Source organism: Lysinibacillus sp. FSL H8-0500, assembly GCF_038051955.1.
Classification (GTDB): domain Bacteria; phylum Bacillota; class Bacilli; order Bacillales_A; family Planococcaceae; genus Lysinibacillus; species Lysinibacillus macroides.
In genome coordinates this window covers 2,037,053-2,062,035 of sequence record NZ_CP150292.1, presented here as the reverse complement: position 1 = coordinate 2,062,035, position 24,983 = coordinate 2,037,053, and the positions used below count along the sequence as shown (strand labels likewise).

General features: G+C 36.3%; 25 protein-coding genes and 2 pseudogenes. 12 read left to right on the top strand and 15 right to left on the bottom strand.

The annotated features are described in order from the left end of the window. Positions 1-84: 84 nt before the first annotated feature. The 4 genes and pseudogenes from nagE to MHB44_RS09745 all read right to left on the bottom strand — a co-directional run. Positions 85-2,031 (bottom strand): N-acetylglucosamine-specific PTS transporter subunit IIBC, encoded by a 1,947-nt coding sequence (gene nagE, locus MHB44_RS09760; RefSeq protein ID WP_341302590.1) that lies wholly within the window; start codon positions 2,029-2,031, stop codon positions 85-87. A 235-nt stretch (positions 2,032-2,266) separates the two neighbouring features. Then, the gene (locus MHB44_RS09755) at positions 2,267-3,952 is read right to left on the bottom strand and encodes a HAMP domain-containing methyl-accepting chemotaxis protein (protein WP_341302589.1); all 1,686 of its coding nucleotides are present in this window, start codon (positions 3,950-3,952) and stop codon (positions 2,267-2,269) included. A gap of 938 nt (positions 3,953-4,890) precedes the next feature. After that, positions 4,891-5,829, bottom strand: coding sequence for an ABC transporter permease (locus MHB44_RS09750; RefSeq protein ID WP_341302588.1), 939 nt, complete (start codon positions 5,827-5,829; stop codon positions 4,891-4,893). Then, positions 5,807-6,610: pseudogene (locus MHB44_RS09745) on the bottom strand (ABC transporter ATP-binding protein); the annotation flags it as partial. The gene MHB44_RS09750 and the pseudogene MHB44_RS09745, both read right to left, overlap by 23 nt. Positions 6,611-7,060: 450 nt before the next feature. Between MHB44_RS09745 and MHB44_RS09740 the strand changes: the two are divergent. After that, complete coding sequence (locus MHB44_RS09740) at positions 7,061-9,790, top strand: InlB B-repeat-containing protein (protein ID WP_341302587.1); 2,730 nt, start codon at positions 7,061-7,063, stop codon at positions 9,788-9,790. A gap of 430 nt (positions 9,791-10,220) precedes the next feature. Here the strand turns inward: MHB44_RS09740 and MHB44_RS09735 are convergent, their stop codons facing one another. Continuing rightward, positions 10,221-10,391, bottom strand: a complete 171-nt coding sequence (locus tag MHB44_RS09735) for a JAB domain-containing protein (RefSeq protein WP_341302952.1) — start codon at positions 10,389-10,391, stop codon at positions 10,221-10,223. A 147-nt stretch (positions 10,392-10,538) separates the two neighbouring features. Between MHB44_RS09735 and MHB44_RS09730 the strand changes: the two genes are divergently transcribed. Next, positions 10,539-11,087: a hypothetical protein gene (locus MHB44_RS09730; RefSeq protein WP_341302586.1), complete on the top strand. Its 549-nt coding sequence runs from the start codon at positions 10,539-10,541 to the stop codon at positions 11,085-11,087. Positions 11,088-11,466: 379 nt separating this feature from the next. Here MHB44_RS09730 and MHB44_RS09725 read toward each other — a convergent pair whose 3' ends face one another. Further along, positions 11,467-11,649: a hypothetical protein gene (locus MHB44_RS09725; RefSeq protein WP_341302585.1), complete on the bottom strand. Its 183-nt coding sequence runs from the start codon at positions 11,647-11,649 to the stop codon at positions 11,467-11,469. 62 nt (positions 11,650-11,711) lie between these two features. Then, positions 11,712-11,996: pseudogene (locus MHB44_RS09720) on the bottom strand (JAB domain-containing protein); the annotation flags it as partial. A 658-nt stretch (positions 11,997-12,654) separates the two neighbouring features. Here MHB44_RS09720 and MHB44_RS09715 point away from each other — a divergent pair. From MHB44_RS09715 to MHB44_RS09690, 6 genes are all read left to right on the top strand, one after another. After that, complete coding sequence (locus MHB44_RS09715) at positions 12,655-13,023, top strand: hypothetical protein (RefSeq protein ID WP_341302584.1); 369 nt, start codon at positions 12,655-12,657, stop codon at positions 13,021-13,023. Between the two features lie 822 nt (positions 13,024-13,845). After that, positions 13,846-14,241 carry a hypothetical protein gene (locus MHB44_RS09710; protein ID WP_341302583.1) on the top strand — a complete coding sequence of 132 codons (396 nt, stop codon included), beginning with the start codon at positions 13,846-13,848 and terminating at the stop codon, positions 14,239-14,241. Between the two features lie 725 nt (positions 14,242-14,966). After that, positions 14,967-15,224, top strand: coding sequence for a DUF6870 family protein (locus MHB44_RS09705; RefSeq protein ID WP_053995887.1), 258 nt, complete (start codon positions 14,967-14,969; stop codon positions 15,222-15,224). A 55-nt stretch (positions 15,225-15,279) separates the two neighbouring features. Continuing rightward, positions 15,280-15,426, top strand: coding sequence for a recombinase family protein (locus tag MHB44_RS09700; RefSeq protein WP_161804084.1), 147 nt, complete (start codon positions 15,280-15,282; stop codon positions 15,424-15,426). Between the two features lie 11 nt (positions 15,427-15,437). Continuing rightward, complete coding sequence (locus MHB44_RS09695; RefSeq protein WP_053995888.1) at positions 15,438-15,911, top strand: recombinase zinc beta ribbon domain-containing protein; 474 nt, start codon at positions 15,438-15,440, stop codon at positions 15,909-15,911. A gap of 7 nt (positions 15,912-15,918) precedes the next feature. After that, entirely contained in the window at positions 15,919-16,269 is a 351-nt protein-coding gene (locus MHB44_RS09690; protein ID WP_053995889.1) for a hypothetical protein, read from the top strand. Here MHB44_RS09690 and MHB44_RS09685 read toward each other — a convergent pair. From MHB44_RS09685 to MHB44_RS09670, 4 genes are all read right to left on the bottom strand, one after another. Beyond that, positions 16,262-16,438, bottom strand: coding sequence for a hypothetical protein (locus MHB44_RS09685; RefSeq protein ID WP_161804085.1), 177 nt, complete (start codon positions 16,436-16,438; stop codon positions 16,262-16,264). The two genes, MHB44_RS09690 and MHB44_RS09685, sit on opposite strands and share 8 nt — an antisense overlap. Continuing rightward, positions 16,435-16,872 carry a helix-turn-helix domain-containing protein gene (locus tag MHB44_RS09680; protein ID WP_341302582.1) on the bottom strand — a complete coding sequence of 146 codons (438 nt, stop codon included), beginning with the start codon at positions 16,870-16,872 and terminating at the stop codon, positions 16,435-16,437. Before MHB44_RS09680 ends, MHB44_RS09685 begins: the two co-directional genes overlap by 4 nt. Positions 16,873-17,123: 251 nt before the next feature. Continuing rightward, a complete protein-coding gene (locus MHB44_RS09675) occupies positions 17,124-17,888 on the bottom strand; it encodes a VOC family protein (RefSeq protein WP_341302581.1) in 765 nt (254 codons plus the stop codon). Between the two features lie 54 nt (positions 17,889-17,942). After that, positions 17,943-18,488: a PadR family transcriptional regulator gene (locus MHB44_RS09670; RefSeq protein WP_053995892.1), complete on the bottom strand. Its 546-nt coding sequence runs from the start codon at positions 18,486-18,488 to the stop codon at positions 17,943-17,945. Positions 18,489-19,126: 638 nt separating this feature from the next. On the opposite strand from MHB44_RS09670, the gene MHB44_RS09665 reads away from it, so the two are divergent. From MHB44_RS09665 to MHB44_RS09655, 3 genes are all read left to right on the top strand, one after another. After that, positions 19,127-20,062, top strand: a complete 936-nt coding sequence (locus tag MHB44_RS09665) for an alpha/beta hydrolase (protein WP_341302580.1) — start codon at positions 19,127-19,129, stop codon at positions 20,060-20,062. A gap of 376 nt (positions 20,063-20,438) precedes the next feature. Then, positions 20,439-20,789 (top strand): DUF4830 domain-containing protein, encoded by a 351-nt coding sequence (locus MHB44_RS09660; protein ID WP_341302579.1) that lies wholly within the window; start codon positions 20,439-20,441, stop codon positions 20,787-20,789. Positions 20,790-20,888: 99 nt separating this feature from the next. After that, entirely contained in the window at positions 20,889-21,266 is a 378-nt protein-coding gene (locus tag MHB44_RS09655) for a hypothetical protein (RefSeq protein WP_341302578.1), read from the top strand. 91 nt (positions 21,267-21,357) lie between these two features. Here MHB44_RS09655 and MHB44_RS09650 read toward each other — a convergent pair whose 3' ends face one another. Both MHB44_RS09650 and MHB44_RS09645 read right to left on the bottom strand, forming a co-directional pair. After that, complete coding sequence (locus MHB44_RS09650; protein ID WP_341302577.1) at positions 21,358-21,741, bottom strand: hypothetical protein; 384 nt, start codon at positions 21,739-21,741, stop codon at positions 21,358-21,360. Positions 21,742-21,761: 20 nt separating this feature from the next. Further along, the gene (locus MHB44_RS09645) at positions 21,762-22,004 is read right to left on the bottom strand and encodes a hypothetical protein (protein WP_341302576.1); all 243 of its coding nucleotides are present in this window, start codon (positions 22,002-22,004) and stop codon (positions 21,762-21,764) included. Between the two features lie 604 nt (positions 22,005-22,608). Here MHB44_RS09645 and MHB44_RS09640 point away from each other — a divergent pair. Then, entirely contained in the window at positions 22,609-22,902 is a 294-nt protein-coding gene (locus MHB44_RS09640) for a GyrI-like domain-containing protein (protein WP_053995897.1), read from the top strand. Between the two features lie 91 nt (positions 22,903-22,993). On the opposite strand, the gene MHB44_RS09635 is transcribed toward MHB44_RS09640, so the two are convergent. Then, positions 22,994-24,070 carry a transposase gene (locus tag MHB44_RS09635; protein WP_341302575.1) on the bottom strand — a complete coding sequence of 359 codons (1,077 nt, stop codon included), beginning with the start codon at positions 24,068-24,070 and terminating at the stop codon, positions 22,994-22,996. Positions 24,071-24,074: 4 nt separating this feature from the next. Next, the gene (gene tnpA / locus MHB44_RS09630; RefSeq protein WP_053995899.1) at positions 24,075-24,473 is read right to left on the bottom strand and encodes an IS200/IS605 family transposase; all 399 of its coding nucleotides are present in this window, start codon (positions 24,471-24,473) and stop codon (positions 24,075-24,077) included. Positions 24,474-24,983: the final 510 nt, after the last annotated feature.

The window sequence follows — 24,983 nt, the reverse complement described above, 5'->3', positions numbered from 1 at the left end:
TTCTTGAACAAAGGCTGCTGCAAGGTATCCATCCGCAATCATATATTGCCTCTGTATCCCTTAGCAAACAGCCTCACTTTATCATTACTTTTTCACTGAAATAATATTCGTAGAGCCTGCTCGTTGGTAGCCTGATTTTTCCAGCTTTATTTCTTGCCCCATTAAGCCTGTAAAAATAACTGGTGTTATCATTGAAGGTACTTGGTCTTGAATACGTGCAATATCCACTTTTAATAGTGCATCACCACGTTTAATTGTTTGACCATCTAAGACAAACATGTCAAAGCCCTCACCATTGAGTTTAACAGTATCTAAACCAACATGAATTAATAGCTCTAAGCCTGTGTCTGATTTTAAACCAATTGCATGCTTTGTTGGGAAAATCATCACAACCTGCCCATCAAATGGTGCATATACGGTACCATCTGCTGGACGAATGCCAAAGCCTGGACCCATGAAGCCTGCTGAAAATGCTTCATCTGGTACTTCTGCTAATGGTACTAAATCACCTGTTATCGGCATTTCAAAATCACGGATGGCTGCTGTTCCATTATCTACTGTTTCTGTTACTACAGGTTGTTCCTGTGGCAACTGTGCGTAAGCAGGCGCTGGATTGCCCTTTCTTAGACGTTCCTTCATTGCCTCTGCTAAAAATTCAACAGATGTACCAATAATTACTTGAACATTTGTTTTACTAATACGCATCACCCCACGCGCACCAGTTTGCTTTAATGTTTTGTCATCGACCTTATTAGCATCCTGTACAGTCATTCGCAAACGCGTTGTACAGTAATCAATGTGCTTAATATTGTCCTGTCCACCTAATGCTTCAATTGTATAATAGGCACGTACATCAACATCATCAGATATAGCAGTATCTACTTCTATGTCTTCCTCATCATCGTCTTCACGCCCAGGTGTTTTTAAGTCTAATTTTTTAATTAAGAAATAGAACACTACAAAGTAAATTGCACCAAAGCCTAACCCTAATGGAATTAATAATAATGGTTTATCGGCTAGACCAAAGTTTAATAAATAGTCAATTAAGCCTGCTGAGAAGCCAAAACCATCGCGGAATCCAACAATATAAGCAAGTGCAAGTGAAATTCCTGTTAATACTGCATGAATACCATAAAGAACTGGCGATAAGAACATAAATGAAAACTCAATTGGCTCTGTTACCCCTGTTAAAAAAGCTGTTAACGCAATCGAAACAAACATTCCTCCAACGATTGGACGCTTTTCCTTTTTGGCTGCAAAATACATCGCAAGACAGGCTGCTGGTAAACCAAACATCATAATTGGGAAAAAACCTGCTTGGAAATGACCTGCTGATGGGTCGCCAGCTAAGAAGCGATGAATATCACCTTTGACAATATCACCCGCAGCATTTGTAAATTCACCAAAATCAAACCAAATAACGGTATTGATTACATGATGTAAACCAACTGGAATTAACAGACGGTTGAAGAAGCCATACATCCCAACGCCAAGTGAACCTGCGCCAATCATCCAGTTGCCGACAGCATCGATGCCACCTTGAATTGGACCCCAAACAATCGCTAAAATACTGCCCAAAATCGCCATGGTAATCGATGTTATAATCGGTACAAAGCGTCGTCCACCAAAGAATGATAACCATTCTGGAAATTTCACATTATAAAATTTGTTGTACAATAAGCCTGCTGTAATCCCAGCAATAACTCCACCAAATACGCCCATATCTAAGGTGTCATTCACAGCCTCTAAAACAGCTGTTAGCACAAGATGTGCAATCGCCCCTGCTAAGGCTGCTCCACCACCACTATCATGTGCAAAGCCCATCGCAATACCGATAGCAAAAATAATTGGTAAGTTGCCTAGAATAGCATCCCCAGAAGCGGCCATAATACTAGCAATGTACTGTATGACTTCATTTGGTATTGCCCCAAGCATATCGTCAGAGCCTAACCGTAATAGTAAGGCCGCTGCTGGTAATGTGGCGATTGGAAACATTAGCGATTTACCAATTTTTTGTAAGAAAGCAAACATATTTTATCCCCCTTTATTCTTGGTATAGTTGTCTATACCACTTTGTTTAAAAAAAAGCGTTTTCACTAAGTTGCTTTTATTATAGGCGCAATTCAAAAAAAAATAAATACTTTTTTTATAAAAATGACAATATTTCATCGTTTTACCCCTAAATTTCTACTTGAAAGTGCTATCAATATCAGGTTATACCCTTATAAAATGAAGCTACCTCGTGATGGGAGATAGCTTCATTTTTTTATACTTTAAACTTCCTTACCTCTTCCTGTAATTCCTGAGCGTTTTCGCTTAACGCTGTCGCCACATTTGTCACTTCATTCATCGTTGCAGACTGCTCCTCCATTGCGGCTGCCACCGTATCAATATTGCTTGTGATATTTTTCGCGCCTGTGGCAATCTCTGTGACAGAGGCTGACACTTGCTCCGCACTGGCTGAAAGCTCCTCAGCCGTTGCCGATACCTCTTGAATTTGATGGGTCATTTCACCAACTGCTCCCACAATTGTTGCAAAGGACTCGCCAGCCTTGGTGATCACCACTACCCCATCCTGTACAGACGCCAGTGAATTGGTCATAGCACGTTCGACATTTTCCGTATCCTGCTGAATTTCTGTTGTAAGCATTGTAATACTATTTGCAGATGCCTTGGATTCCTCTGCCAGCTTACGCACCTCATCTGCCACAACGGCAAAGCCTTTCCCATGCTCCCCTGCACGCGCTGCTTCAATCGCTGCATTTAACGCTAACAAGTTGGTTTGCTCAGTTATATCTGTAATCACCTTCGTAATATTGCCAATTTCCTCTGTTTGCTTTGCCAGCTTTTGCACCAGCTCATTGACGGTAGAGGTTGACTCATTAATCGTATCCATTTGCTTTTTGGCATCCGCAATAATTTCTGTACCATTTGTTGCTGTCTCACTCGCATAAAGGGAAGAGGTGTGAAGCTGCTGGGAAGCCTCGGCAATACGCTGGATACCGTGTGCAGTTTCCTCCATTGCAACCGCACTTTCATTTGCTGCACCGGACGCTAGTTGTGAGCTTTCTGCCGTTTCTGTTGCCTGCCTTGTCACATCCTCGGTTGTCGCTGTCATTTCCTCGGCACTTGCAGAAAGCTCCTCAGCAGATGCACTCAATTGCTCCGCATTTGATTGGATATGTACAATTAAACCACGTAAATTATTTTTCATATTATTAAAAATAGCTGCCAGCTTGCCTAATTCATCCTTAGATGTAATCATTACATCTTCTTGTGATAAATCCCCATCACCAATTACTGCTGCACTCCCCATAAGACGTTGTAATGGGTTTGTAATCGCACGACGCACATAGAACATTAGCCCTACAGCAATGGCTATACTTATCGCTAAAATAATACCAGAAACTGTACGAGCAGATGTCTGTAAAGAGGATAAAGAGGCCTTAATTTCATTGACCTGTGCTAACTGGTACTGTTCCATCTCTTCTGTAATCGTAAATGTATCTAAATTAATCTGCTGGATAGCTGTATTCAATATCGTTGTAGCCTGTACAGTATCACCTTCTTCAACAGCTGCTATGACTTTAGGCATTTCGACACTAAATTGTTCATTAGAGGTATTTAATTTCTCATGTAATTCCTTCATTTTTATAGATTTTGAAGATTCTCCTAACCTAGCAATTGACTCCGTTAGCTCCTTAGCTGTTGTAAGAAGCTTTTCTTTATTCTCAGTTGAGGGACTTAAAATAAGCGAACGAACATACAGTCCTTGCTCAGTCACTTCTTGACGAATCCCTTTGATACTGAGCAGTTGTTCTATACGCCTTTCAATTGCCTCATCCGTTTGGTTCTCAATTCTATCTAAATTAATAAAATTACTGCCGATAGCAATTGCTAATAACAGAATAAATGTAATAAAAGTTACATTCAATTTTTTTCCTACACTCACTATGAACCCTCCTTACCTCAAAATCCTTCAATAATAATGATTCTATAATGCTAAATTTTATGGAACCCCCTCATAACAAGTAGTCTATTTCTATCATATTAAATTATCAACTTCCACTCATTATTTGCCATTTAATACGTTGCTCATTCACTAATATATGAAATATGCCCCTATAGAATTGATAGCTCTTTCAACAATAAAACAGGAGCTATTTATAATTTTCCAAACACTACAATTATTAACTACTTATTTGAATTTGTAGCTATGATTATGTTGATTTGCTATATTCCTTCAATTGGTTTTATGCGCTGTGCCCCCTCAAATCAATTACGCCCTAACGCTATGGCGTCCGGATTCTTTCGAGTTCACCAAGGGAAAACTGTCACACTTATTAGGGCTTTTATCTTAATTTAGCAAATGCTTGGCCACCCACTTAATCCAGGTAACAACTTGCATTCATCCCGTCACCTGCCGAGATGAGAGTCTTCTGTACCTGCCGCTTTACTTTCGCGCAAAAAAGATTTGTCGCTTCAATTTTGGTACAAAAACAGCTGTTGAAGCAAGATAAACATTCTTGATAGGCACATCTTCAATTTAAGTTAATTTTATTTAAAATATTTTTAATATTATACTATATATTGTCTAAATCATATACTTTTTTACTTAATCTCTCTTAAATCACTTTTTCCACGCATTATAAACGAAAGGGCTGTCTGAAATGGCAGTACCATTCCAGACAACCCTAGCTCCTCTATAAGATAATCGCCTTAAATGTGCTCTGTGCAACTACACAACAAAATATTACCCTCCTCATTGAGGCTAAGCTATAATTCAGTTGGCCATTGTGAAAGCCGAATCATTTTAAATTTACAAATGATAGTTTGAGTTTTCATTGACTGAGATCCTTTTGTCCTAGCCTTATATTGACTTTCTTCTACTTACGCCGTGACATCCCGCTTTATAAAGGTTGTATAGCTAATCACAAGGAAAAGTATTGCGTAAATTGTGAGAATCGTTAATGAAAATGGCATCGTGATTCCTTCAACCATAAAATCTCCTTGCACATACTGTGTTAAATCTGAATGTGTAAGCCAAATATATTTCACAATATCATATCTGCTCAGGAACATCACAATCATGCCGCCTGTAAAAGATAAAAACATAGTTAACCCAATGGCTAATGAGCTTGAGCGGAACACAGAGCCAACTAAAAAGGCAAATAATGTCGACATGACAAAATCTCCGCCAGACAATACATAATAGTAGGCTAAGTCTTCCCATACTGCCTTTTCAACAATTTGACCATTGACAATTTCTAATTCTACTCCTGTGCCTATGCCAAATAATAGTAAGCCAACAAACGCACTAACAACAATATTTACAGTTACTAAAAATAGACCAAACAAGAAGGTCGTTAGCAATTTTGATGTTAACACTTTCATCCGAGATATTGGGCGCGTTAGTAGCATTTTGATCGTACCTGTTGAAAATTCACTCGACACAATACTAGCAGCGACAATAACGGTAAAAAGTGTGACAAGCGTTAACAGATTACTTGCGAAGGACATAAAGCTTACTAGACTAGTCTCCCTTTGACTTGGCACATCATTGGCTAAACGATATTCTGAAATAGCCGTTTGCTCTTCAAAGTATACTTTATCTTCCTCCATTAATTCCTCACTAGCCAGCATCTCTTTATTCGCTTGAATGGCTTGCTGCTCTACTTCCTGCCAAGAGCCTTCATCTGTCGACTTTCCATCGTGATATTTCATAATGGCACCTGGAACGACAATCACACAAATCAGCATGGCTACCATTGCCCATGTACCTTTTTTATGCCATAATTTCATCCACTCATTTTGAATTAGCTTCAGCAATTTGTCCGCCTCCAGTCATTTCTAAGAATTGATCCTCTAATGTTTTTTGATATGGCTGTATCGCAAATAATTGGAGATTTACTTGTACAAATTGGGCAATTAAAGCTGGTACATCCTCTTTACTCATTTCCACTACATAGCCCTGCTGCTCTGCCATAAAGTTATAGTTATGCTGCTCCAAATAAGCCGCCACCTGCTCTTTGGGCTGTGCCTCCACATAGTAAAATGACGTACTTTCATTACGAATTTCACGAATATCAATCAGCTTCCCATTTTGAATTACCGCTACCCGATCACACATTAACTCAATTTCAGACAATAAGTGACTAGAAACAAAGACGGAAACACCATCCTCTGTGGCAATCTTACGAAGGTATGTACGGAATTCACGAATACCCGCAGGATCTAAGCCATTTGTCGGTTCATCTAAAATTAAAAATTTTGGTCGATGTAGCAATGCCTGTGCCAATCCAAGTCGTTGACGCATACCAAGTGAATAGGTGGATACCTTTTCATAGATACGATTTTCTAGCCCCACCTGCCTAACAACCTCTTGAATACGTTCTTTCGTTATATTTTTATGCATACGCGCAAAATGCAGTAAATTTTTATAGCCTGACATAAATTTATACATTTCTGGATTTTCAACAATCACGCCTACTTTGCTAATCGCTTCCTCATACTGCTCCTGTAGTGACAGCCCATCGATAATGACCGTGCCCTCTGTTGGATGCATTAGCCCTGTCATCATACGAATCGTTGTTGTTTTACCAGCACCATTAGCCGCATGTGCATATAGACAACCCTTTGAAACCCTTGATACACAAGGCTTTATAAAAATCTAAAGACAATTAAACACATCTATAATCACACCTAAAACGTCATTTGAACGGTATTTTACCGACAGATGGCGTTTTTAAGTGGTCTATTTATTTTCTTTGCCCAAACAAAATGAATAGGCGTAGATTGTTCTGAGAAATCATGAATTTGAAGCACAAATAATAGAATGGGTGACTGACTATTTCGTTTTGCCTGACACAGAGATAACGAACTTTCCGTTTTTCCTTTTTAATAACTACCCTATTATTTTATTTTGAGAACAGTCTTGTATGTATTGAGCTAAGATAATCACCCTTTTTTAGATTAATTTTTATTGTTTAACCTAATTTTAACCTTCGCTCTGTATACTTTATCCACGTGACAACAAAATCAATCGAAAGGAGCCACACACATGCAGCGAAAAACAAAGCCAACCCCCGTTCTGCTAGCGATAGTTGTCTTGTTCATGCAAACGCTATTTGGGAGTCTACCAGCAATGGCGATAGATGAGAATAATGCAATAAGCTCTATCGTCACACAAATGCCAACGACTTCCGCAGATAGTGCAGCCATCACACAACAGACAACGACAGCGGATAGTGCGGTGATTTATGTGAAACAAGGCACAAGTGGCAATGGCACAAGCTGGACAAATGCCTTTGGCGATTTACAATCAGCACTTGAAGAAGCATCCACTAAATTAACAGCTGTAGAAATTTGGCTAGCGCAAGGGACGTATACACCAACGAAAGAAGTTGGCGCAACAGGTGCTCGCTATGCTACCTTCCAAATGCAAAATAATGTCGCGATTTACGGAGGATTTAATGGCACAGAAACCACTGTTACAGAACGAGATTGGAAGAATCATAAAACGATTTTAAGTGGGGATATTGATAATACCCCAACGGATAATACAGGAAATGCTTATCATGTCTTTTGTCATCCAGATGGCTTGAATTTAAATGCTACAGCGATTTTAGATGGTGTGACCATTACAGGAGGAAATGCTAATTCTAGTGTAGGTGGTGGCATGTTCAATGCTAAGAGTAGCCCCACTCTAACAAATGTGACGTTTGATAGCAATACTGCATTTTCTGGAGGCGGCATGTACAATAATGTTAGTAGTAGCCCCACTCTAACAAATGTGACGTTTGATAGCAATACTGCAAGTTCTGAAGGAGGAGGCATGTTCAATAAAAATAGTAGCCCCGCTCTAACAAATGTGACGTTTGATAGTAATACTGCACATTATGGTGGTGGCATGTACAATGATAGTAGTAGACCCCCTCTCACGAATGTGACGTTTGATAGTAATACTGCACGTTTTGGTGGCAGCATGTACAATTATGATAGTAGCCCCTCTCTCACGAATGTGACGTTTGATAGCAATACCGCATCATCTCATGGAGGGGGCATGTACAATAGTGTTAGTAGTAGCCCCATCCTAACAAATGTCACAATGAGTGGCAATAAAGGCACAAACGCTATATATGGTGGCAGTGCAAACAGTAAAATTCAAAATAGTATTATCGTAGGTAATGATGGCAACTCAGTACTTACTTACTATAGTGGTACGATTGAAAATAGCTTATTGGATGTAAAGGAAGGTGGGAAAGTTCTAGCTAAGTTCCATCAGTCAATAGCAGATATACAACCAGACACGTATACACCAGAAGCTATCTTTATTGACCCAAGTCAGCGAAATTACCAATTACGAGCAGGGTCGCCAGCGATTAATAAAGGAAACGATGCGCTCAATACACAATCGACTGACCTTTTAGGCAATCCACGTAGGCAAGGTAGTTTCATAGATTTAGGGGCATATGAGTCAGAGTTTGCGTACCATGTGATGTACGAAAGAAATGGCGCAATAGGTGATACACCCGTGGATAACATGACTTATAAACAAGGCGGTACTGTAACCGTACAAAATCGTGGCAACTTAGCAAGAACAGGTTTTACATTTACAGGCTGGAATACACAAGCAGATGGTCAAGGACAGGACTATGCTGAAAATGCCTCTTTCACAATGCGCGCACACAATCAGACATTCTATGCCCAGTGGGCAGCGAACACCTACCCTGTAACCTTTGAATCAAATGGTGGGAGTACCATCACAGCGCAACAAGTACCATACAATACACAGGCAAGTGAACCCACGCCCCCAAGCAAACAAGGGCATACATTTGTTGGGTGGTATAAGGATGCCGCATTGACACAGGCATGGCATTTTACGACAGATGTTGTGACAGAAGCTATCACGTTGTATGCGAAGTGGACAGCGAACCCACCCGCAACAGGTGGAGGCAGTCAGCCATCACCGCCACCTGTGTCGACTGATAATGACTACTCGCCACCGAGAAAAGTGACCATCACCTTGCAGACAAATGGAGGAACAATTTTAAAACCAATTGAAATCACCTATAACACAAAAATAAGTCATGTACCTAGCCCAACAAGAGCAGGCTATCGCTTTGACGGTTGGTATCAAGATGAAGCACTCACAAAGCCGTTGATAGAGGAAACGGTTGTGCGAGAAAATATGACGCTTTATGCGAAGTGGACAGCACTGCCTGTGGAAGAGCCGAAGCAGCCACAAGAACCACCCTCCCCACAGCCAGTTGTAACATTTAGCGATATAGAAAGACATTGGGCAAAAGACATGATTGAGGAATTAGCGACACGAGGCATTATTCAAGGCTATGAAGATGGGTCTTTCCGCCCGAATATACCAATTAGCCGTATGCATGTGGCAGTGTTACTCACAAGAACCTTTTCACTCGAAACCGTAAGAACCGCTGAGAATTTCTCAGATGTACCGAAAAATCATCCTTACTATGAGGCGATTGCGATATTACAACAAGCAGGTATTGTAGATGGCTCAAATGGTGCGTTTCATCCAACCGAAAATATGACAAGAGCACAATTAGCGAAAGTCCTTGTGGGCGTACTAGGGCTAACACCACAAGGCACAAGTTCATTTAAAGATGTAGATAGCCAACATTGGAGTGCAGGCTATATTGCGGTGTTAGAGCGTGAAGGTATTGCATTAGGCGATAATGGCAATTTCCGCCTAAATGAACCTGTTACAAGAGTGCAGTTTGTTGCTTTTTTATATCGGATTATGCAAATGGAAAGATAATTATTTTATTAAAAAACCTGAACTATTATCGTCACATGTTCAAGTGATGTGATGGTATAAATAGGTAAATCAGCAAGAACAGCACATTGTGGTCAGCGAAGCGAACAGACCACAATGTGCTGTTTTCTGCTGGGCAGGGCTTGCCCTGCCCCAGTGTCAGCCCCTCGTATCTAACAGGGGGGTACAAATACAACAAAAAACAGTTCCTGACAACTGCTCACGCTAGATGGCGCAAGGATTTTGGAGGTATAAAGCAGATGTCAACTATACCTCATTTAGTTGACATCTTTGAATATCTATGAATAAATATACATGATATCGAAAATGAAAGGAAAAGCAACTTGCATACGATGCTTTGCAAAATGAACAAGTGCCATATTTCCATTTGTTAGGCATTTTCAATCAAGTGAAAAGATTGTTTATTTGTCTATTAAAAATAGCCTTTTTCTCTTAGTGAGGTAAATTGATTACTTGTTGCGATTAAATGGTCGATTAATTCCACACCCAGTATTTCACCTGCTTGTTGTAAACGTTTTGTTACCGTAATATCTTCCAGGCTTGGCGTACAATTAGCACTCACATGATTATGTGCGACGATGATAGATGTTGCATTTTACATAATCGCTGTTTTAAAAACATCTTTCATTTTTCTCAATTTTTGCAAATTATGCAGTAAATATCTCTAATAATTGACGATAATATTCATAGAAGAAGATATGAATATCTCAAGAAAGGAAGCATGATAACATTGAATGTAAATCCTCTTTCTACAGAAAATATACTTTTCACACAAAAACTCCTTCAAGAATTGTCTGAAAACAAAAAATTAAATTTATCAGAAGAACAAAAAAATGCTTTCAAAAATGTATTAACAGATACTCTTTTTAATAGTTCAAATATAAAAAACTTATCTGATATACAAAAACAGTCGTTATTAAAAGAACCTAAAGTATCAAATATATTAGACCTGTACACTGAGAATGGTTTTCTAAATCTACTTGAAACTAAATTAGATAAGGACAGTAATTTATCCACTGTACAGAAGCAATTAATAAATAGCATTGGTTTAACAAGTGGGGGTTCTATCTCGTCCTCAACTAACACTCTTATTGACGCCATAGCAAATTCTATATTGAAACAAAATAAAGTAACGGATAAGACACAAGTTGGAAACAACAACGCTGTTAAAGCTAAGGCAAAATTTTCATATCAGCAACAAATCCCGATAAGCATACTTACAAATATGGGAGGTATGGCTTCCAGAATCGAACAAATTAGAACTAATTTCTTTGCATAGGACTTATCCTCTTTGTCTTTGAAAAATCAGAAATTTAACTATCTTCTTCTACTTAAAGTGGCAGTATAACATCGCCCTTTAAAACTTAATACTCTATTTAAGGTCTTGGCACACACTTCTCAATCCGTTTTGTCAACAGTCTGGACAGCAAGTACGTGTGTGGGTAACAGTCAAATATTAAGATGAAATCATAAAAGCAACCCAGCTTTCGCAATATGAATTAACCTTAGAAAAAGATGCAAATTGGATGATTGTGAAATAAATACATTTGGTTACATCATTTATGTTGTAATGTGATTCACTAAACAACACCTAACAAGCGCTACCACTGTACTTGTTAGGTGTTTACAATTTTTATTCAATGAAATAAAGATATTCATTATTTATCTTGCGTTTTTGGCACATATTTATTTAGGTATCTAGCATCATGATAAGCGGCTAATTCTATATTATTTACTTTTTCAGCAATATCAAAAACTTTTTGTATATGTTTGACGTTTTGTTCATCAATCACGATATTGCCGTCCTTATCCCTTTTATAACCTAATGGTAAATTATTCATTGCTCTATTTCCTTTTCATTTATTTTTAATAGTTCAATTGTAAATGATTCCTTATTTACATACTAGAAATAACCTCTTTCTTTTAGCGAGGTAAATCGGTTACTTGTTACGATTAAATGATCGATTAATTCCATACCTAGTATTTCACCTGCTTATTGTAAACGTTTTGTTACCGTAATATCTTCTGGACTTAGTGTACAATTAGCACTCATATGGTTATGTGCCACGATGATAGATGCCGCATTTTGCATAATCATTATTTTAAAGACTTCTTTTGGCGATGTTAGGTTCATATCCAGTGTTCCAATATGACAACGATTTAAAAATAATGGCTCGTTTTGAGTGAATAGACAAACAGCTAATCATATTTCTCTATCCTCATTATCAATGTATTTTATCGCAATACTTGCAAAATCTTCTGGAATTCTGATTTGGTACTGGTTTAAATATTCTGTAAGATATTTCTTTGGTAACTTGCCTCTATCTGCCCTTAATCGAATAATTTCATAGATAGGTTAAATGTTTTTTCCTCATTTCTCTAAAATAATAACCCTATTATTGGCGTTTAAGGAAAATAATTGTTGTAGGTTATGAAGGGAAACCACTGACACCTTTGCAATAGTGAAGAGAGGTGAATGCATGGAACGTATACGTGGCAAGTGTGTTGTACGTTTAATAGTTTCTGTAAGTGAGTATTGAAGAATGAAGTTGTCGATATCTATTACCAAAGGCGTAAACAGCAATCACAAGTAACAGCCCTTTCTGACCTTACACTACAAAAAAATCAATTTTATATGCTAGACAACTATGGCTATAAAAAACTTTATTAGAATACATACCTCTAATAATAAAACTTTATTAAAAAGTATTGTTGAAAAATCATGGTTTCAGTCGTATTTTGTCGGTAAATAAAAACTAATTTACTATTTATTTTTTTGGATAATAATGTATTATATGTATTAGGTATTGTACAATCGCCTTAAAAATACAAAAGGAGACATAATTATGAAAAGAATAACAGCCATCTTGTCAGCATTATTTGCTATATTTATTGTATTTGGGATGATGGAGAAAGCATCAGCATCTGAGTTAGACCAAGAATTAAAGGAAGATTTTCCTTCCGGTTTTTTTACAGAAACTTCAATTGATGAACACGAACACGAACATGAACACGAACACGAACATGATACTTTTGCACATGATAGTGTAATTGAAAGTGAACAAATTACAACTTTTGTTGTGTGTAACCATGTTGGTACTCTAAAACAAACAAAATATGTTGGCATTCATAGCAAATGTGGAGGACCTTTATACTATGTATATTGTAAGCCATGTGGTAAATTTACAGGTAAAACCATCTGTCTATGTCCTTAATAGATTCTCATTACGTATAGTATAGCTACTTACACTACACTTTTATGATGTGTTGAAAAACAAAATTGACCATGAAATTTTTATGAATCCTCGCAAGAGAATTCTGATTTCAGGCGATTTGTTTGATACGATGTTTCGCCAATAGAAGAAGCATGTAAGGTTGTTGCTTTTACGCGGAAATTTACTTTGTGTGCAAGCGAAGTGACCGTGATGGGAGTAGCCCTCCATTCCAATTAGCAATCCAATAGAAGTGCCCGCGAAAGTTGCTAGTCATGAAAGGATCGTGCTACTTCATATGCTTAGGCAATCTGTGAGGAGGAACACTTTTAAAGAATGGTTGATTGGAGTGAAGACCGTGTGACTCAGCGTCGCAGATGAGACCCCACAGCGCAGTGAGGAGGCTCATCGGGCGCCCCCAGGAAAGCACGCGGTCGTAACGGAAACCAACCCCTCGCTTTGCCAAAAGTTAGCTTGTTGCCATGGACACAATCTTTTTTTCAACAACGTGTTGACACACTATAATCATAGTGTGTCAATTGTACATTCCCTCCCCCTTGACAAAACAAGTGTGTATTTCAATCTTTCCGTATGTTTGTTATTAAAATTTAAAAAAAATAAGAGTTATTATATTGATATTTTGAAAAAAATTTTTTACTAAAAAATATTGTAGTTTCATATGAAATATATCAAAATTTTCTTCAATGGTACGAAATGTAAGGTGGATTGTAGTGACGAGTTACATAAAGCTATGGGGAAGTTATAGCGAATCTAATGTCAATCATTCTTAGTTGTACCACGAAAAAATTTATTAGGAGGATTTATATGAACATTAATAATCTTAATACATTAAATACTTTTACAGATAACAAAATGAATAATGTTGTAGTTACTGTTCCAATAAAGACTTCTTTATTTGCAACTGTATTTAATGATTTTTTGAAAGAAAAATCATTAATAATAACTAATTCTAACGATTTGAATTCTTCACTGGAATTACAGCTTTCGGAGGATAAAGTTAATGCAACAGTTGAGCTTGAAGACAAGTATTGTTCACTATGTGGTTCTATGATTGAAGATGATGGTAGTTGTCCACTATGTATTGTACCTATGTTTATAACTGGTAACAGCAACCAAACATTTCAAAATCAACATGCTTCACAAGCAAACAATCATTATGCGGAATTTGGAAATAGAATACACAAGCCTTTTAGAAAGTAAAAAAGTGATATTACACATTTTGGGATTTATAGAAAAATTAAACAATTTATTTAAATAGGTGCTTCTTTGTGTCATTATTTAGTTCTAATCAATGTCTGTATTATTAATTACTTCAGCAAGCTTTATGTTTGGGGTATATACATTATAAAGTAATAAAAAAGCTATCTCAATTGTCTATCAAATTGGCTTTTGATGATGGTCTCTTTTATTATAAAAATATACAAGTAGAATATGATAAATTAGATTTTTTATTTCGAATTCCAAAAATTCTGCGCTATAATTTTGGCATTTTATAAAAAAATCTGTTGAAGGTTATGAAGGAGAAAATCAATGACACCCTTGGAAATGGTCATTATTCTCTTTCATTTAAAATATTTATACTATCTTGTTCTTTGACAAAGAAAGCACGAAAGAGAACATCGTGCAGTATATCAAAAAATCAGATAAGTTTTATGAATAGTCAGCTACCAAACAAGTACGCCACGACTCTCGCATGAGAATGAGTGAAATCTACTTTGTCTAACACAATCGTGGTAGATTTGTGAGCCATCACCTATCCATAAGATAATGATACTCCCCTACAGTCACTGTCCGAGCGTTCAAAGCATCACAGGCTATGAGTAGGGCTGGAAGCAATACTTGCAGAGGTTGAAATACCTGTGGAGCTGTACCAACAGCCATCTGATTTTCAATTGCTTACAATGTACATGTAAAGAGGAAAGAACATGGGAGCGTTAAAAGGGCTTGCAGAAGCAAAACACAAAGCGAAAGAAACTCGACCAACACAAGACCTTATAGACATACGACATATCCAAATTCAGCATGACTTACCTGCATTGGAGCGATTAGAAAAATATCTTCAAGACATCCAAAAACCTTACCAATTCTTGTGTGGGAATGTGACAGTTTATATTCGTTTTTTAGAGGATGGAAACGACTTATCTATGCAATTAAAACGCTACTTTTCAAGCTATAATCACTGAAATGATAGGTTACACATGATATAATAAAGATGTGATTATGGAGGATTGGAGGAACATGGTACGAGTTAGAAAAAAGTCAAAAGTTCAGCAACCACGTCAAAAAATTTGGTATGTATATGATGGCATGTGGGCTTTAGGTACAATTCATCGTATCTTAACCAATGAAAAGTACATCGGTACAAGGGCAACAACGAGTAATTAGTTATAAAATTCATGAAAATTACACCACCAGAAGAAGAATGGTTTGTAGTGGAAAACACGCATGAACCAATTATTGAAAAATCTCTCTTTGAACAAGCACAAAATTTACAAAAGCGAGATACTCGTACTGCACCATCTGAAAAGAAAGTCCACCTTTTTTCAGGTTTCCTTCGTTGTCCAGATTGCGGAATGGGCATGACAAGGAAATGCTACCGCAGACAAACAAAGTCTGGATGGAAAGAATATGCCTACTATATTTGTTCTACTTATGCAGTGAAACATAGAGGGAAATGTACTCGACATAGTATGGGTATAGAGGACATCACAGAAGCCGTATTACGGGCGATACAAGCGCAAATCGCACTTGTAGATGGATATGACCACCCTTATCAAACATCCTATTGTGCGGACAAAATCGAAACAATTAGAACAGTTCTACAAAGCGAAACAACAAGAGTTAGAAAAAATAACAGCCGTCACAGATAATCTGTATATGGATTGGAAAACTGGCGATATTACCAAAGCTGACTATTTGCGAATGAAAGCAAAATTTGAGCAGAAAGTGAATGAAGTGACACAGGTGATTACCAACCTCGAAACAGAACTGGCGACTGTTCAAAAAGGTATTGGTGTGAACCATCCCTATCTCCAAACATTTTTAAAGCATAAAAATATTCAAGCACTTGACCGAGGTTTGTTGGTTGAGCTGATTGATACAATTTATATTCATGAGAACAAAGAAATGACAATCCAATTTAATTTTGCAGACCAACATCGACATATGTTGGAATTTATTCAACAAAACAAGAAGCCAATCATGACAATGAAAAACCAAGTCATGTGATTCGCTGACTTGGTTTTCCTTCTTCGCAAATTTGTCTATATATAGATGCGCCATTAACACCAAGGAGAGCAAAAATTTCCCCTTGCTGAACAGCTAATGACAATGGGTGCACAGCCGTTTTCGTGCTATAGATTTTACCTAATCCCTCTACATCAATGGCAATTGTCATTCAGCATCCCCTCTTGTATGCTTATTGACCGTCAGTGCTTGATCGAAAAATTTTTGCGTATAGCTCTCTGGTACAATGGCTAGCCCACGCTCCTCATCCCCCACAATAATCAGTGAATCGCCTACCTCAATTTTAAATAAATCTCTTGCCTTTTTCGGAATAACGATTTGCCCTCTCTCCCCTACAACCGCAACACCGAATAAATGCTTGCCCGTCGGTGGAATCCCTAGCCCCATATCACTTTGATAATTGACTAAGTCATCTAATGTGACCTGATATAATTGGGCTAATGCTATGCAGCTTTCGATATCAGGCGTTGATTCACCCTTCTCCCATTTCGCCACAGCCTGACGCGATACATTAATTTTTTCTGCTACGTCCTCTTGAGTATAGTGATGTTGCTTTCTTAATTCCTTTAAATTCATACTTATCATCTTTTTCATCTCCTTCTGCTTATTATTACGAATGGCTGCTAGATCGTCTATCAACAAACCATAACATCCATGTTAAGATTCATTGCTTTTTCGCTTTATATACTTTGACTTTCCCAAAATAGAAAAATCCCGAATAGGTCCACTTTTTTAAGTGCCCACTATTCGGGGGTTCGTTCAGGTTTGATCAAAAGGCAGTTATGGTATTTTCTATAATGGAAATACTACGCTTTAATTAAACATTATACCAATCCTTAAAAATTCAATATTCTTAGGTTTTCTATCAGTAACGGAGGCAGTATTTTACCCTTAGAATCAAGTAACACGCGTGTTTCAATCGTATCGCTATTATAAAAATGGATTGATTGACCATTCTTAAGTGGAATATCAAGTTGATTGGAATTTTTACTAATGCAGTAGAACACTTCTTTTAACCATTCGAAGTCTCGACATGTAAACGGTCCGAAAAATTCGACGGACTTTATTCCATTGATACCCTTATTTTCACTATTTGGTACCATTCGCTTGCGCATTTTCTTTTCAATTTGCGGCGTATCGACTTGCTGAAACCCTAATTGAAATGGTACTTCGTCAAAATAGGGAAGATATGCATTTTGCCACTTAGCAGAAACGGTAATTAGATTAAAGAAAAAAGGAAAACTAATTCTTTCAGGACCATATATGCCAAGGCTACTCAATACATCAGTAGTTTCTTCAATATTATTTGTTTTGAGAAATAGTCCAATAACACCTCTGTGACCAGAATTATACTTATCAACCCAGTCTTTGATCCAACCACCACCATCTTTCGATTTAATATGGATAAATTCAAAATATTCATCTCCTATCCATAAGTTCGAAGCTTTAAACCCTTTATTTCCTTTACCTTTTGAGGGTGTATAAGGCAACCCTACCTGATTAACTTCCTCAATGAATTGAACATTTTCTTGATATTTCTGATCAACATTCACCACAATGTGGTCGATAGAAAATGGATTTATGTTAGACGCTTGTACCATATAGTTCCTCCTTATATAGTCAAAGTTGAATATATTATTAAAAATAAAACCGATCTAATCGGAATTATTTTCTTTATTAATTACACCAATAACACTTTCGATCAACTGACTTTGCAACTCAATTGTTTTTATCATGTGATTGATCACAATTGAGGATAGTTCAGATAATTCACCATTCGTTGCAATTTCTTTTTGTTTCTTTCCTGCAATAATTTCTCTTTTTTCTGTGTTTAAAGTGCTCATATTGTTCTTAAGTATTGAAATTGCAGACTGATTATCTAATTGATACGCAAAACCAATCCCCGAATATAGATCTCCATTGTATTGAATGGGTGAGGATAAGGCATCTTTTATAAGGGATAGTTGATAATCTTGTCCCTTTTGGGTAATTTTGTATTCAGAACGTTGCCGATTACCTGTCATTTCAATGCTTGAAATGATGATATATCCCTCCTTTTCTAATTTTTTGATTGCATTATAAATCGAACCCGGTAATACGCCGCTCCATCGTTTGGCATCAGTATTTTCAAGTATTTGCTTCATCTCATAGCCTGACATAGGGCGTTGACTTAATAACTCCAACACCAATAATTTAATCATTTTGTCGCTCCTATATTCAACGTTGAATATATTATCATATAAACTTCCCAATGATGTCAACACCTTCAATCCTCTTACTTTCTAGCGGAAACAGTAAGAGGATCATTTTTATTTGTTCATTCACAAATCATTGATGTAATTAAGCGTGCAAAAATGGTTGGACTAGTGCAATCGACTGGAAATATTCAGTGTCCAAATATAATTATTTTCTCTTTTAAGAATAGATAGCATATTTTTATAAACAAATACCGAGAATGTGTGAATCGTCTATCTCGATTTTCAATAAGTCTCTTGCCTTTTTCGGAATAACATTTTACCCCCTCTCATCTACAACCGCAATACAGAAAAATACTTGCCCTTCAGTGAAATCCCTAGCTCTATATCAGCTCTTTATAAAGAGCATCCAGTGCCTTTCAATAATTGATTAAATGAATGTTCTTCCACAATAACTCGTCTGAAATGGTAGATGGCAATAGTTATCCAAATGAAGTCAATTGAGGTATTATTAAACTAACTAAGCAGGATCATTGACACGTGTTGTAAATTTGTGTTCAACAATTGGGTCAGTATGTATGAATAAGGTAGTGGATAAATTGCTATAAAATAAAAAATATAGGTAAAGGGGATTTAAATGTATCATGCTGATAATCGTTACAGTTATTATTTCGTTTTCTGTGTTGGGTCTTTCTGCGAGCTTTATTAATCACAAAATACAATTGTCAAAGGAAGAAGAGCTATTTGTTTCAACTGGACAACTTGTAGAAGTTAATGGTCATCAAATGCATGTTTATACAGAAGGAAAAGGAGAAGATACGCTTGTTTTTATGTCTGGTGGTGGCACGAGTTCACCTGCATTAGATTTTAAATCACTTTATTCCCTGTTAAGCGATAAATATAAAATTGTTGTGGTTGAAAAGGCAGGCTATGGATTTAGCGAAGTCACAGATACTGATCGAGATATTGATACAATTCTAGCTGAAACAAAGGAAGCTCTTTTAAAATCAGGAATGGAAGGACCCTATATTTTATTTCCTCATTCCATGTCCGGCATTGAAGCCTTGAAATGGGCACAAGACTACCCTGATGAAATAACAGCTATTATTGGATTAGATATGGCTGTTCCAGTTACATATGAAAAATTAAATATCAATATGTTCCTTATTCAATTAGGTGCTTTAGCTGCAAATACTGGCTTAACTAGGTGGATTCCAAATCTATCAGAAAGTTATGCAATAAAATATGGAAATTTAACAGATAAAGAGAAAAAGTTGTATAAAGTCATCTTTTATCGAAGAACATTGACTAAAGATATGGTCAATGAAATAAATCATATAAAAGCCAATGCACAAAAAGTAAAAAAAGTCGAAATGCCCGATATTCCAATACTTTTATTTTCATCTAATGGTGAGGGAACTGGTTTTGATAACAAAACTTGGAATGGAATTCACAATGACTTTATTCGTATGATTGATAATGGTAAAGTCATTGAGTTAGATTCATCTCACTATGCCCATAGTATTGACTATGAGCGAATAGCTAAGAACTCAGAAGCGTTTATAGAAAGTTTAAAATAGCTAGTGCTTTAATAGCTCAAAAAGACATAAGCTTGAAATAGAGATGGGGAAATTTCAAAAAAAGTGCGAAGCTCGTCTATTTTAATAACATGGTAATTTTAGAACTTCCATTTGTTGTATTATAGTATGTCCATGATCCATCTGTAATGCCCAGTGTTGAAATTGTAGATTGAGTGTTTATTTCTTCACTTTCGATAACATTTTCAATCAGAATTTATGGTAATGAACCTCAATTTTATGTCCTTCTTCATCTGTTGTAGTAACATACCTATAAACAGTTGGTTCTTCGACTATTGCATTATTTATTGCAGCATATAATTCTTCATCAATAGGAGGTGTCGTTATAAGAACTTTCATACTTCTTGCAAGTTGTCTGTTGATCCTAGCTGCCTGTGCTTCTCAAAATATCGACAAAGAACATCTTGCATATATAGAAAATTTAGGCTGGACGATTCAATCATTTGATTCAACTGAGCATGTAACCCTGGCATTAGCCTCTGAAACGATCGCAAACTATAAAGCTGCTACAATCAATTTTATGGAAGAGTATATCGGAAAAGAGGTAACCATCACAAGCTATACACTAAAAGAGAAAGACTCAGAAAACGATCATCTCACCGTATTTATCTATGAGTATCAAGGAGAAATAATTGGCGCTATCGGAAAAATCCCGAATGCAACACCAGGTATCTTTAACCCCACCAATAAAACAGCGCTAGAACTATAGATTTTTAATGCTTTTGTCTATTATTTTTAAAAAGGGTGTTGGAATGAAAAAATAGTATTATCCACTTTGATTATTGCTCTTTTGAATGGGTGTAACGGTTTGCCAAATGGGACGGTTAGTCAGCCAGAAGGAAAAGTGATTGTGGACAGAGAACAGTATACAATGATGCCATATGATTTTGAATGGACCGAAGATAATGTTGAAATAAAAGATTTGGGCTCTCCAGATATAAAAGAATTAGCGGATGAATTTCCAACATTAGAGGTAGAAAAAGAGGAAAGTTTAAAGTTTGACATTGACCAAAATCCTCTGTCTATTACTGTGATTAAATGGAATGAGGACGGTTTAAGTGATATTGTTGAAATGGTTGATAATCAACTAACAATGCCAACGAAAGAAGGCTATTATATTTATGAACTTCAAGCAACGTGGGATAAAGGAAAAGAGTCTTTTATTTTTGATGTTGATGTCAAGTGAACTGCCCTACTTAAAAAGTACAAAAATATCTGTGCCCTCTTTATTAAAAATTTATAAAAAAGAGTAGTATTTTATTTTTTATTACTCTTTTTTATGTTGGGTTAAGGGGAACTTTAATAAGCACATAGCGCGATGTCCACATCTCTGTACTAACAATTAAACGCTCACCATTTTTTTCAAAGAAAAGACCGCTACCATTCTTCTCGTTGAATTCCCATCCATCACGACTAATGAATTGCTTGATCGTTTCATCTACTGCTAACATACCCTTTTCAGGATTCTTTGTCATATACCAAGTTACATTGGAATCAGTTCCGATTTCTACAATCTTTTGGTTGGATGTCTTTAGTTTTTGAAGCGCTTCTTTTGATGTTAGAGCATCTAGTGGAAGCGCTGGGTAATACCATTTATTAACAAACCCTAAGGTTATAACACCCACTATAAGAATTAGTAGCACTACCCCAACTTTTTTCAACTTCACTCACCCCATTGTTTCTATTTCAAATCACGCCATATTATTACCCTCTTTTCTAAAAACCAAAAAGCCATTGTTAGCATCAATAAGAACAGCGGTGTAAAACCAAGAGATTGCCAAGCATTATTTGCACCCAAAAAATAAGCTGCAACAGGTATGGATGTAATTGCACTAATAAGCATAAACATCCATGAGAACTTCACAACAGCTAAAACAAGGGCGAAAATGGCAACAACGAAAGACATACTCCACAGTAATAGCATATATAGTCCTCCTCTCATCAGTTATTTAAAAGCCCAATAAACGCAGGAAAAACTTGATGTTTTAATACATAGTATAAGGAATCTGTATACAAAAGCCCTCTTTCAGCCGAAATATCATCCTTTAATCCAAGAATTCCGCTTGATAAATCACTTCAAGTTTAAATAAAGGTTCTTCATCTATATGATTCATTACGGGTATACTAAGCTTCTTTAATGATATTTGATTAATTATACGAGTACCTTGCTCTCTTGTCAGTCTTTGCTATAAACTAGAACTTTTCTGTCGGCTGTTCTTCTTCACTACAGCTAATAAGAAATAAAGAAAAAGATAGCACTACAATCACAAGTATAATTCTTATTATAACAATCTCCTATACACTCTATTGATTCCTCATAAAATTAGATGTAGATATTGTTAAAATATTACAAATTTAACTTTTTTTAAAAGATAACTTCACTACATTTAAAATAAAGTAGCAAATTGACTATCTATTTATGCGTCCTTGTCAATAAATTTTAAAAATTCAATTGTTATTTATTTTAAAGCATTATACGATGTTTGTAGACATCGATGTACTAAATCAAAGGAGATTTTTATTTATAGATGAAAATTGAACAAATGCCAAATCTGAATACTATATTTATGCGAAGAACTGGTGCTTATGGTATTGAAAATACAAAATTAATGGCATCTTTTAAAAAATGGCTAGTATCTAATGACCTTTTACATGATGACTCTGTTATTTTAGGTATTGCACAAGATCATCCATTATTCATAAAGCCTGAAGATTGTCGTTATGATGTAGCGCTTATCGTATTAGATGCTAATAGAATTAGTGATACAAATATTATGAATGGCCTATTGAGACTCCCACAGCTAAAACAATGGGATTCTTGAGTGACTAAGCGTTCGCAGTCCATTTCTGTTTTAAACAGTCCTCAAGATGAGGGTATCTCATTACCCCTCATAGGGCAGAACATCTAGTTCCCTATGCTGATTGACTTTTACCATCAACCACAGGCGCATAGCGAATATTCATAGCTCCAATTATATCTCTATGCTTCTCGAATCCACATTTACATTTGTATTTTCTATCTTGTGCCTTGTTCTTCTCTGAACATTTCGGGCATGTTTGACTTGTATATGCAGGATTTACGTACTCAACTTTAATTCCTTCTAACCTTGCTTTGTATTCAATAAATTGAGATAGTCGATAGAATGACCATGTATGCAAATTCTTTTCGTTTTTACGACTGGTTCTTGTCGTCTGTCTAATATTCGCTAATTGTTCTAAACGAATGACAGAAATTTTATTCTCTTTCGCAAAATCAACAATGGCACGACTCGCTTTATGGTCTTGGTCTTGCATCCAACGTTGTTCCTTGTTGTTCAACTTACAAATAGCAGTTACCTTTTTCTTTTCCCCTAATTCTTTACGAACTGAACGGAATTTTCTTTTCTTGAATTTGTTTTGTCTGCCATTACCAAAAAATCGTACCTTCTCATCGTCTGTTACAGCAACAGCAGGTACTTTTAGTCCTAAATCAACACCCATTACTCTTACTCCTGGTTTTTGAACAGTAAGAATGGTCACAGAAATTTGTGCTATCCATTTATCCGACTTTTTTGTGATACGCAGTGTGCCTAACTTATGTTTAAGCAAATCAAGATTTCGGTGACCTTTATCAACCAATAAAGCACGAATAGGCGTTTTTTTGGTTTTGCCGTCAGTCATGATAGGCAAGGAGATATGAGTGGAATCAAAAGAGTAGTTTTGATTGTTCCAGATGCACATAGGCTTCTTTAGAACTGGAACTGTTTCGAATTTTGTTTTTTTCGCCTTCCTGAAAACACTTTTTGCCTCTTTAATTGCTTGGTTTTTTACTGCACTTGGCAAAGATACATGAAGGTTTTTACTTGTTTTCTTAGTGCTTTTCTTTTCTTTTACCATTTCAAATACAAGGTCATTGATTGTTGAAATGTATATTTTACTCATTTCAGTTAAAGTCAAAGCCTGTTCTTTTGTAGGCAACAATTTTATTTTGACAGTGATTGGTTGCGACATGATTTCACCCCCTTGTTTTCTGTTGCTCTACATAGCGTTTGATGGTTTGACTCGATACATTTCCAGCGGTAGAAACAAAATAAGAACGTGTCCATAAACTTGGCAAGTGTTGTAGGTGAGGAAATTCTTCACGCAACTGTTTAGATGTCACTCCTTTGATTTTTGCCATGATGTTTGCAGGACTTAATGTAGGTAGTGCATTTAGAAATAGGTGGGCATGGTCTTTGTCACATTCTAAGGCTACCACTTTTATTTTTAAAGATTCACATATTTCGTGTACCATTTCTTTAAATCTCTGTTCTATTTTGTCATCAAGAAATATCTTTCTTCTGTATCGAGGGCAAAACACAAAATGATAATTAATCAATGATACGGTTGTATTTGTTCTTCTGTATTCTTCCATAACCAAATTGTATCAATTAACAAAATAAACTGCAACAAATGTATAAAAATATAGTTAGTGAAAATTTCGGTCAATTGAGATAGCAAAAGCTATCCCTTGACCGACCTCACTATCATCCCATATCTATAGACGATGGGCTTTCCCGTTCGGTAAATCTGTAAAGTTTGATATCGAGGGACAAGTGACAGGGTTCACTACCAATACGCTGTTATTGCTTAAAGAGGTGGAAAATTGTGTAGTTGTAGATATGCAATTTAAAAATAATGTATAGAAAAGCGTTAATTATTGCAAATCAGCGCTCTTTTCATTATTTTCTGTAAAATAAAGAGAAGAGTTATCATAATTTCTATCAAAACAGTCTTAATACAGTAGGATTATAATGATATGCCGTTTTTTAAGTACCTCAACTTGTTACTTGGCTTGTATTAAATATTTTATAGAACACTTTAGGATTTGGAAACAAAAATGCAAACTACTGAAATTGAACAAATACAATATTTATTATACAAT

Coding starts and splice junctions, on each gene's coding strand:
- nagE (WP_341302590.1), bottom strand. CDS start 2,031: ATGTTTGCTTTCTTACAAAAAATTGGTAAATCGCTAATGTTTCCAATC.
- MHB44_RS09740 (WP_341302587.1), top strand. CDS start 7,061: ATGCAGCGAAAAACAAAGCCAACCCCCGTTCTGCTAGCGATAGTTGTC.
- MHB44_RS09725 (WP_341302585.1), bottom strand. CDS start 11,649: ATGAATAATTTACCATTAGGTTATAAAAGGGATAAGGACGGCAATATC.
- MHB44_RS09715 (WP_341302584.1), top strand. CDS start 12,655: ATGAAAAGAATAACAGCCATCTTGTCAGCATTATTTGCTATATTTATT.
- MHB44_RS09710 (WP_341302583.1), top strand. CDS start 13,846: ATGAACATTAATAATCTTAATACATTAAATACTTTTACAGATAACAAA.
- MHB44_RS09705 (WP_053995887.1), top strand. CDS start 14,967: ATGGGAGCGTTAAAAGGGCTTGCAGAAGCAAAACACAAAGCGAAAGAA.
- MHB44_RS09700 (WP_161804084.1), top strand. CDS start 15,280: ATGGTACGAGTTAGAAAAAAGTCAAAAGTTCAGCAACCACGTCAAAAA.
- MHB44_RS09695 (WP_053995888.1), top strand. CDS start 15,438: ATGAAAATTACACCACCAGAAGAAGAATGGTTTGTAGTGGAAAACACG.
- MHB44_RS09690 (WP_053995889.1), top strand. CDS start 15,919: ATGGATTGGAAAACTGGCGATATTACCAAAGCTGACTATTTGCGAATG.
- MHB44_RS09685 (WP_161804085.1), bottom strand. CDS start 16,438: ATGACAATTGCCATTGATGTAGAGGGATTAGGTAAAATCTATAGCACG.
- MHB44_RS09680 (WP_341302582.1), bottom strand. CDS start 16,872: ATGATAAGTATGAATTTAAAGGAATTAAGAAAGCAACATCACTATACT.
- MHB44_RS09675 (WP_341302581.1), bottom strand. CDS start 17,888: ATGGTACAAGCGTCTAACATAAATCCATTTTCTATCGACCACATTGTG.
- MHB44_RS09670 (WP_053995892.1), bottom strand. CDS start 18,488: ATGATTAAATTATTGGTGTTGGAGTTATTAAGTCAACGCCCTATGTCA.
- MHB44_RS09665 (WP_341302580.1), top strand. CDS start 19,127: ATGCTGATAATCGTTACAGTTATTATTTCGTTTTCTGTGTTGGGTCTT.
- MHB44_RS09645 (WP_341302576.1), bottom strand. CDS start 22,004: ATGCTATTACTGTGGAGTATGTCTTTCGTTGTTGCCATTTTCGCCCTT.
- MHB44_RS09640 (WP_053995897.1), top strand. CDS start 22,609: ATGAAAATTGAACAAATGCCAAATCTGAATACTATATTTATGCGAAGA.
- MHB44_RS09635 (WP_341302575.1), bottom strand. CDS start 24,070: ATGTCGCAACCAATCACTGTCAAAATAAAATTGTTGCCTACAAAAGAA.
- tnpA (WP_053995899.1), bottom strand. CDS start 24,473: ATGGAAGAATACAGAAGAACAAATACAACCGTATCATTGATTAATTAT.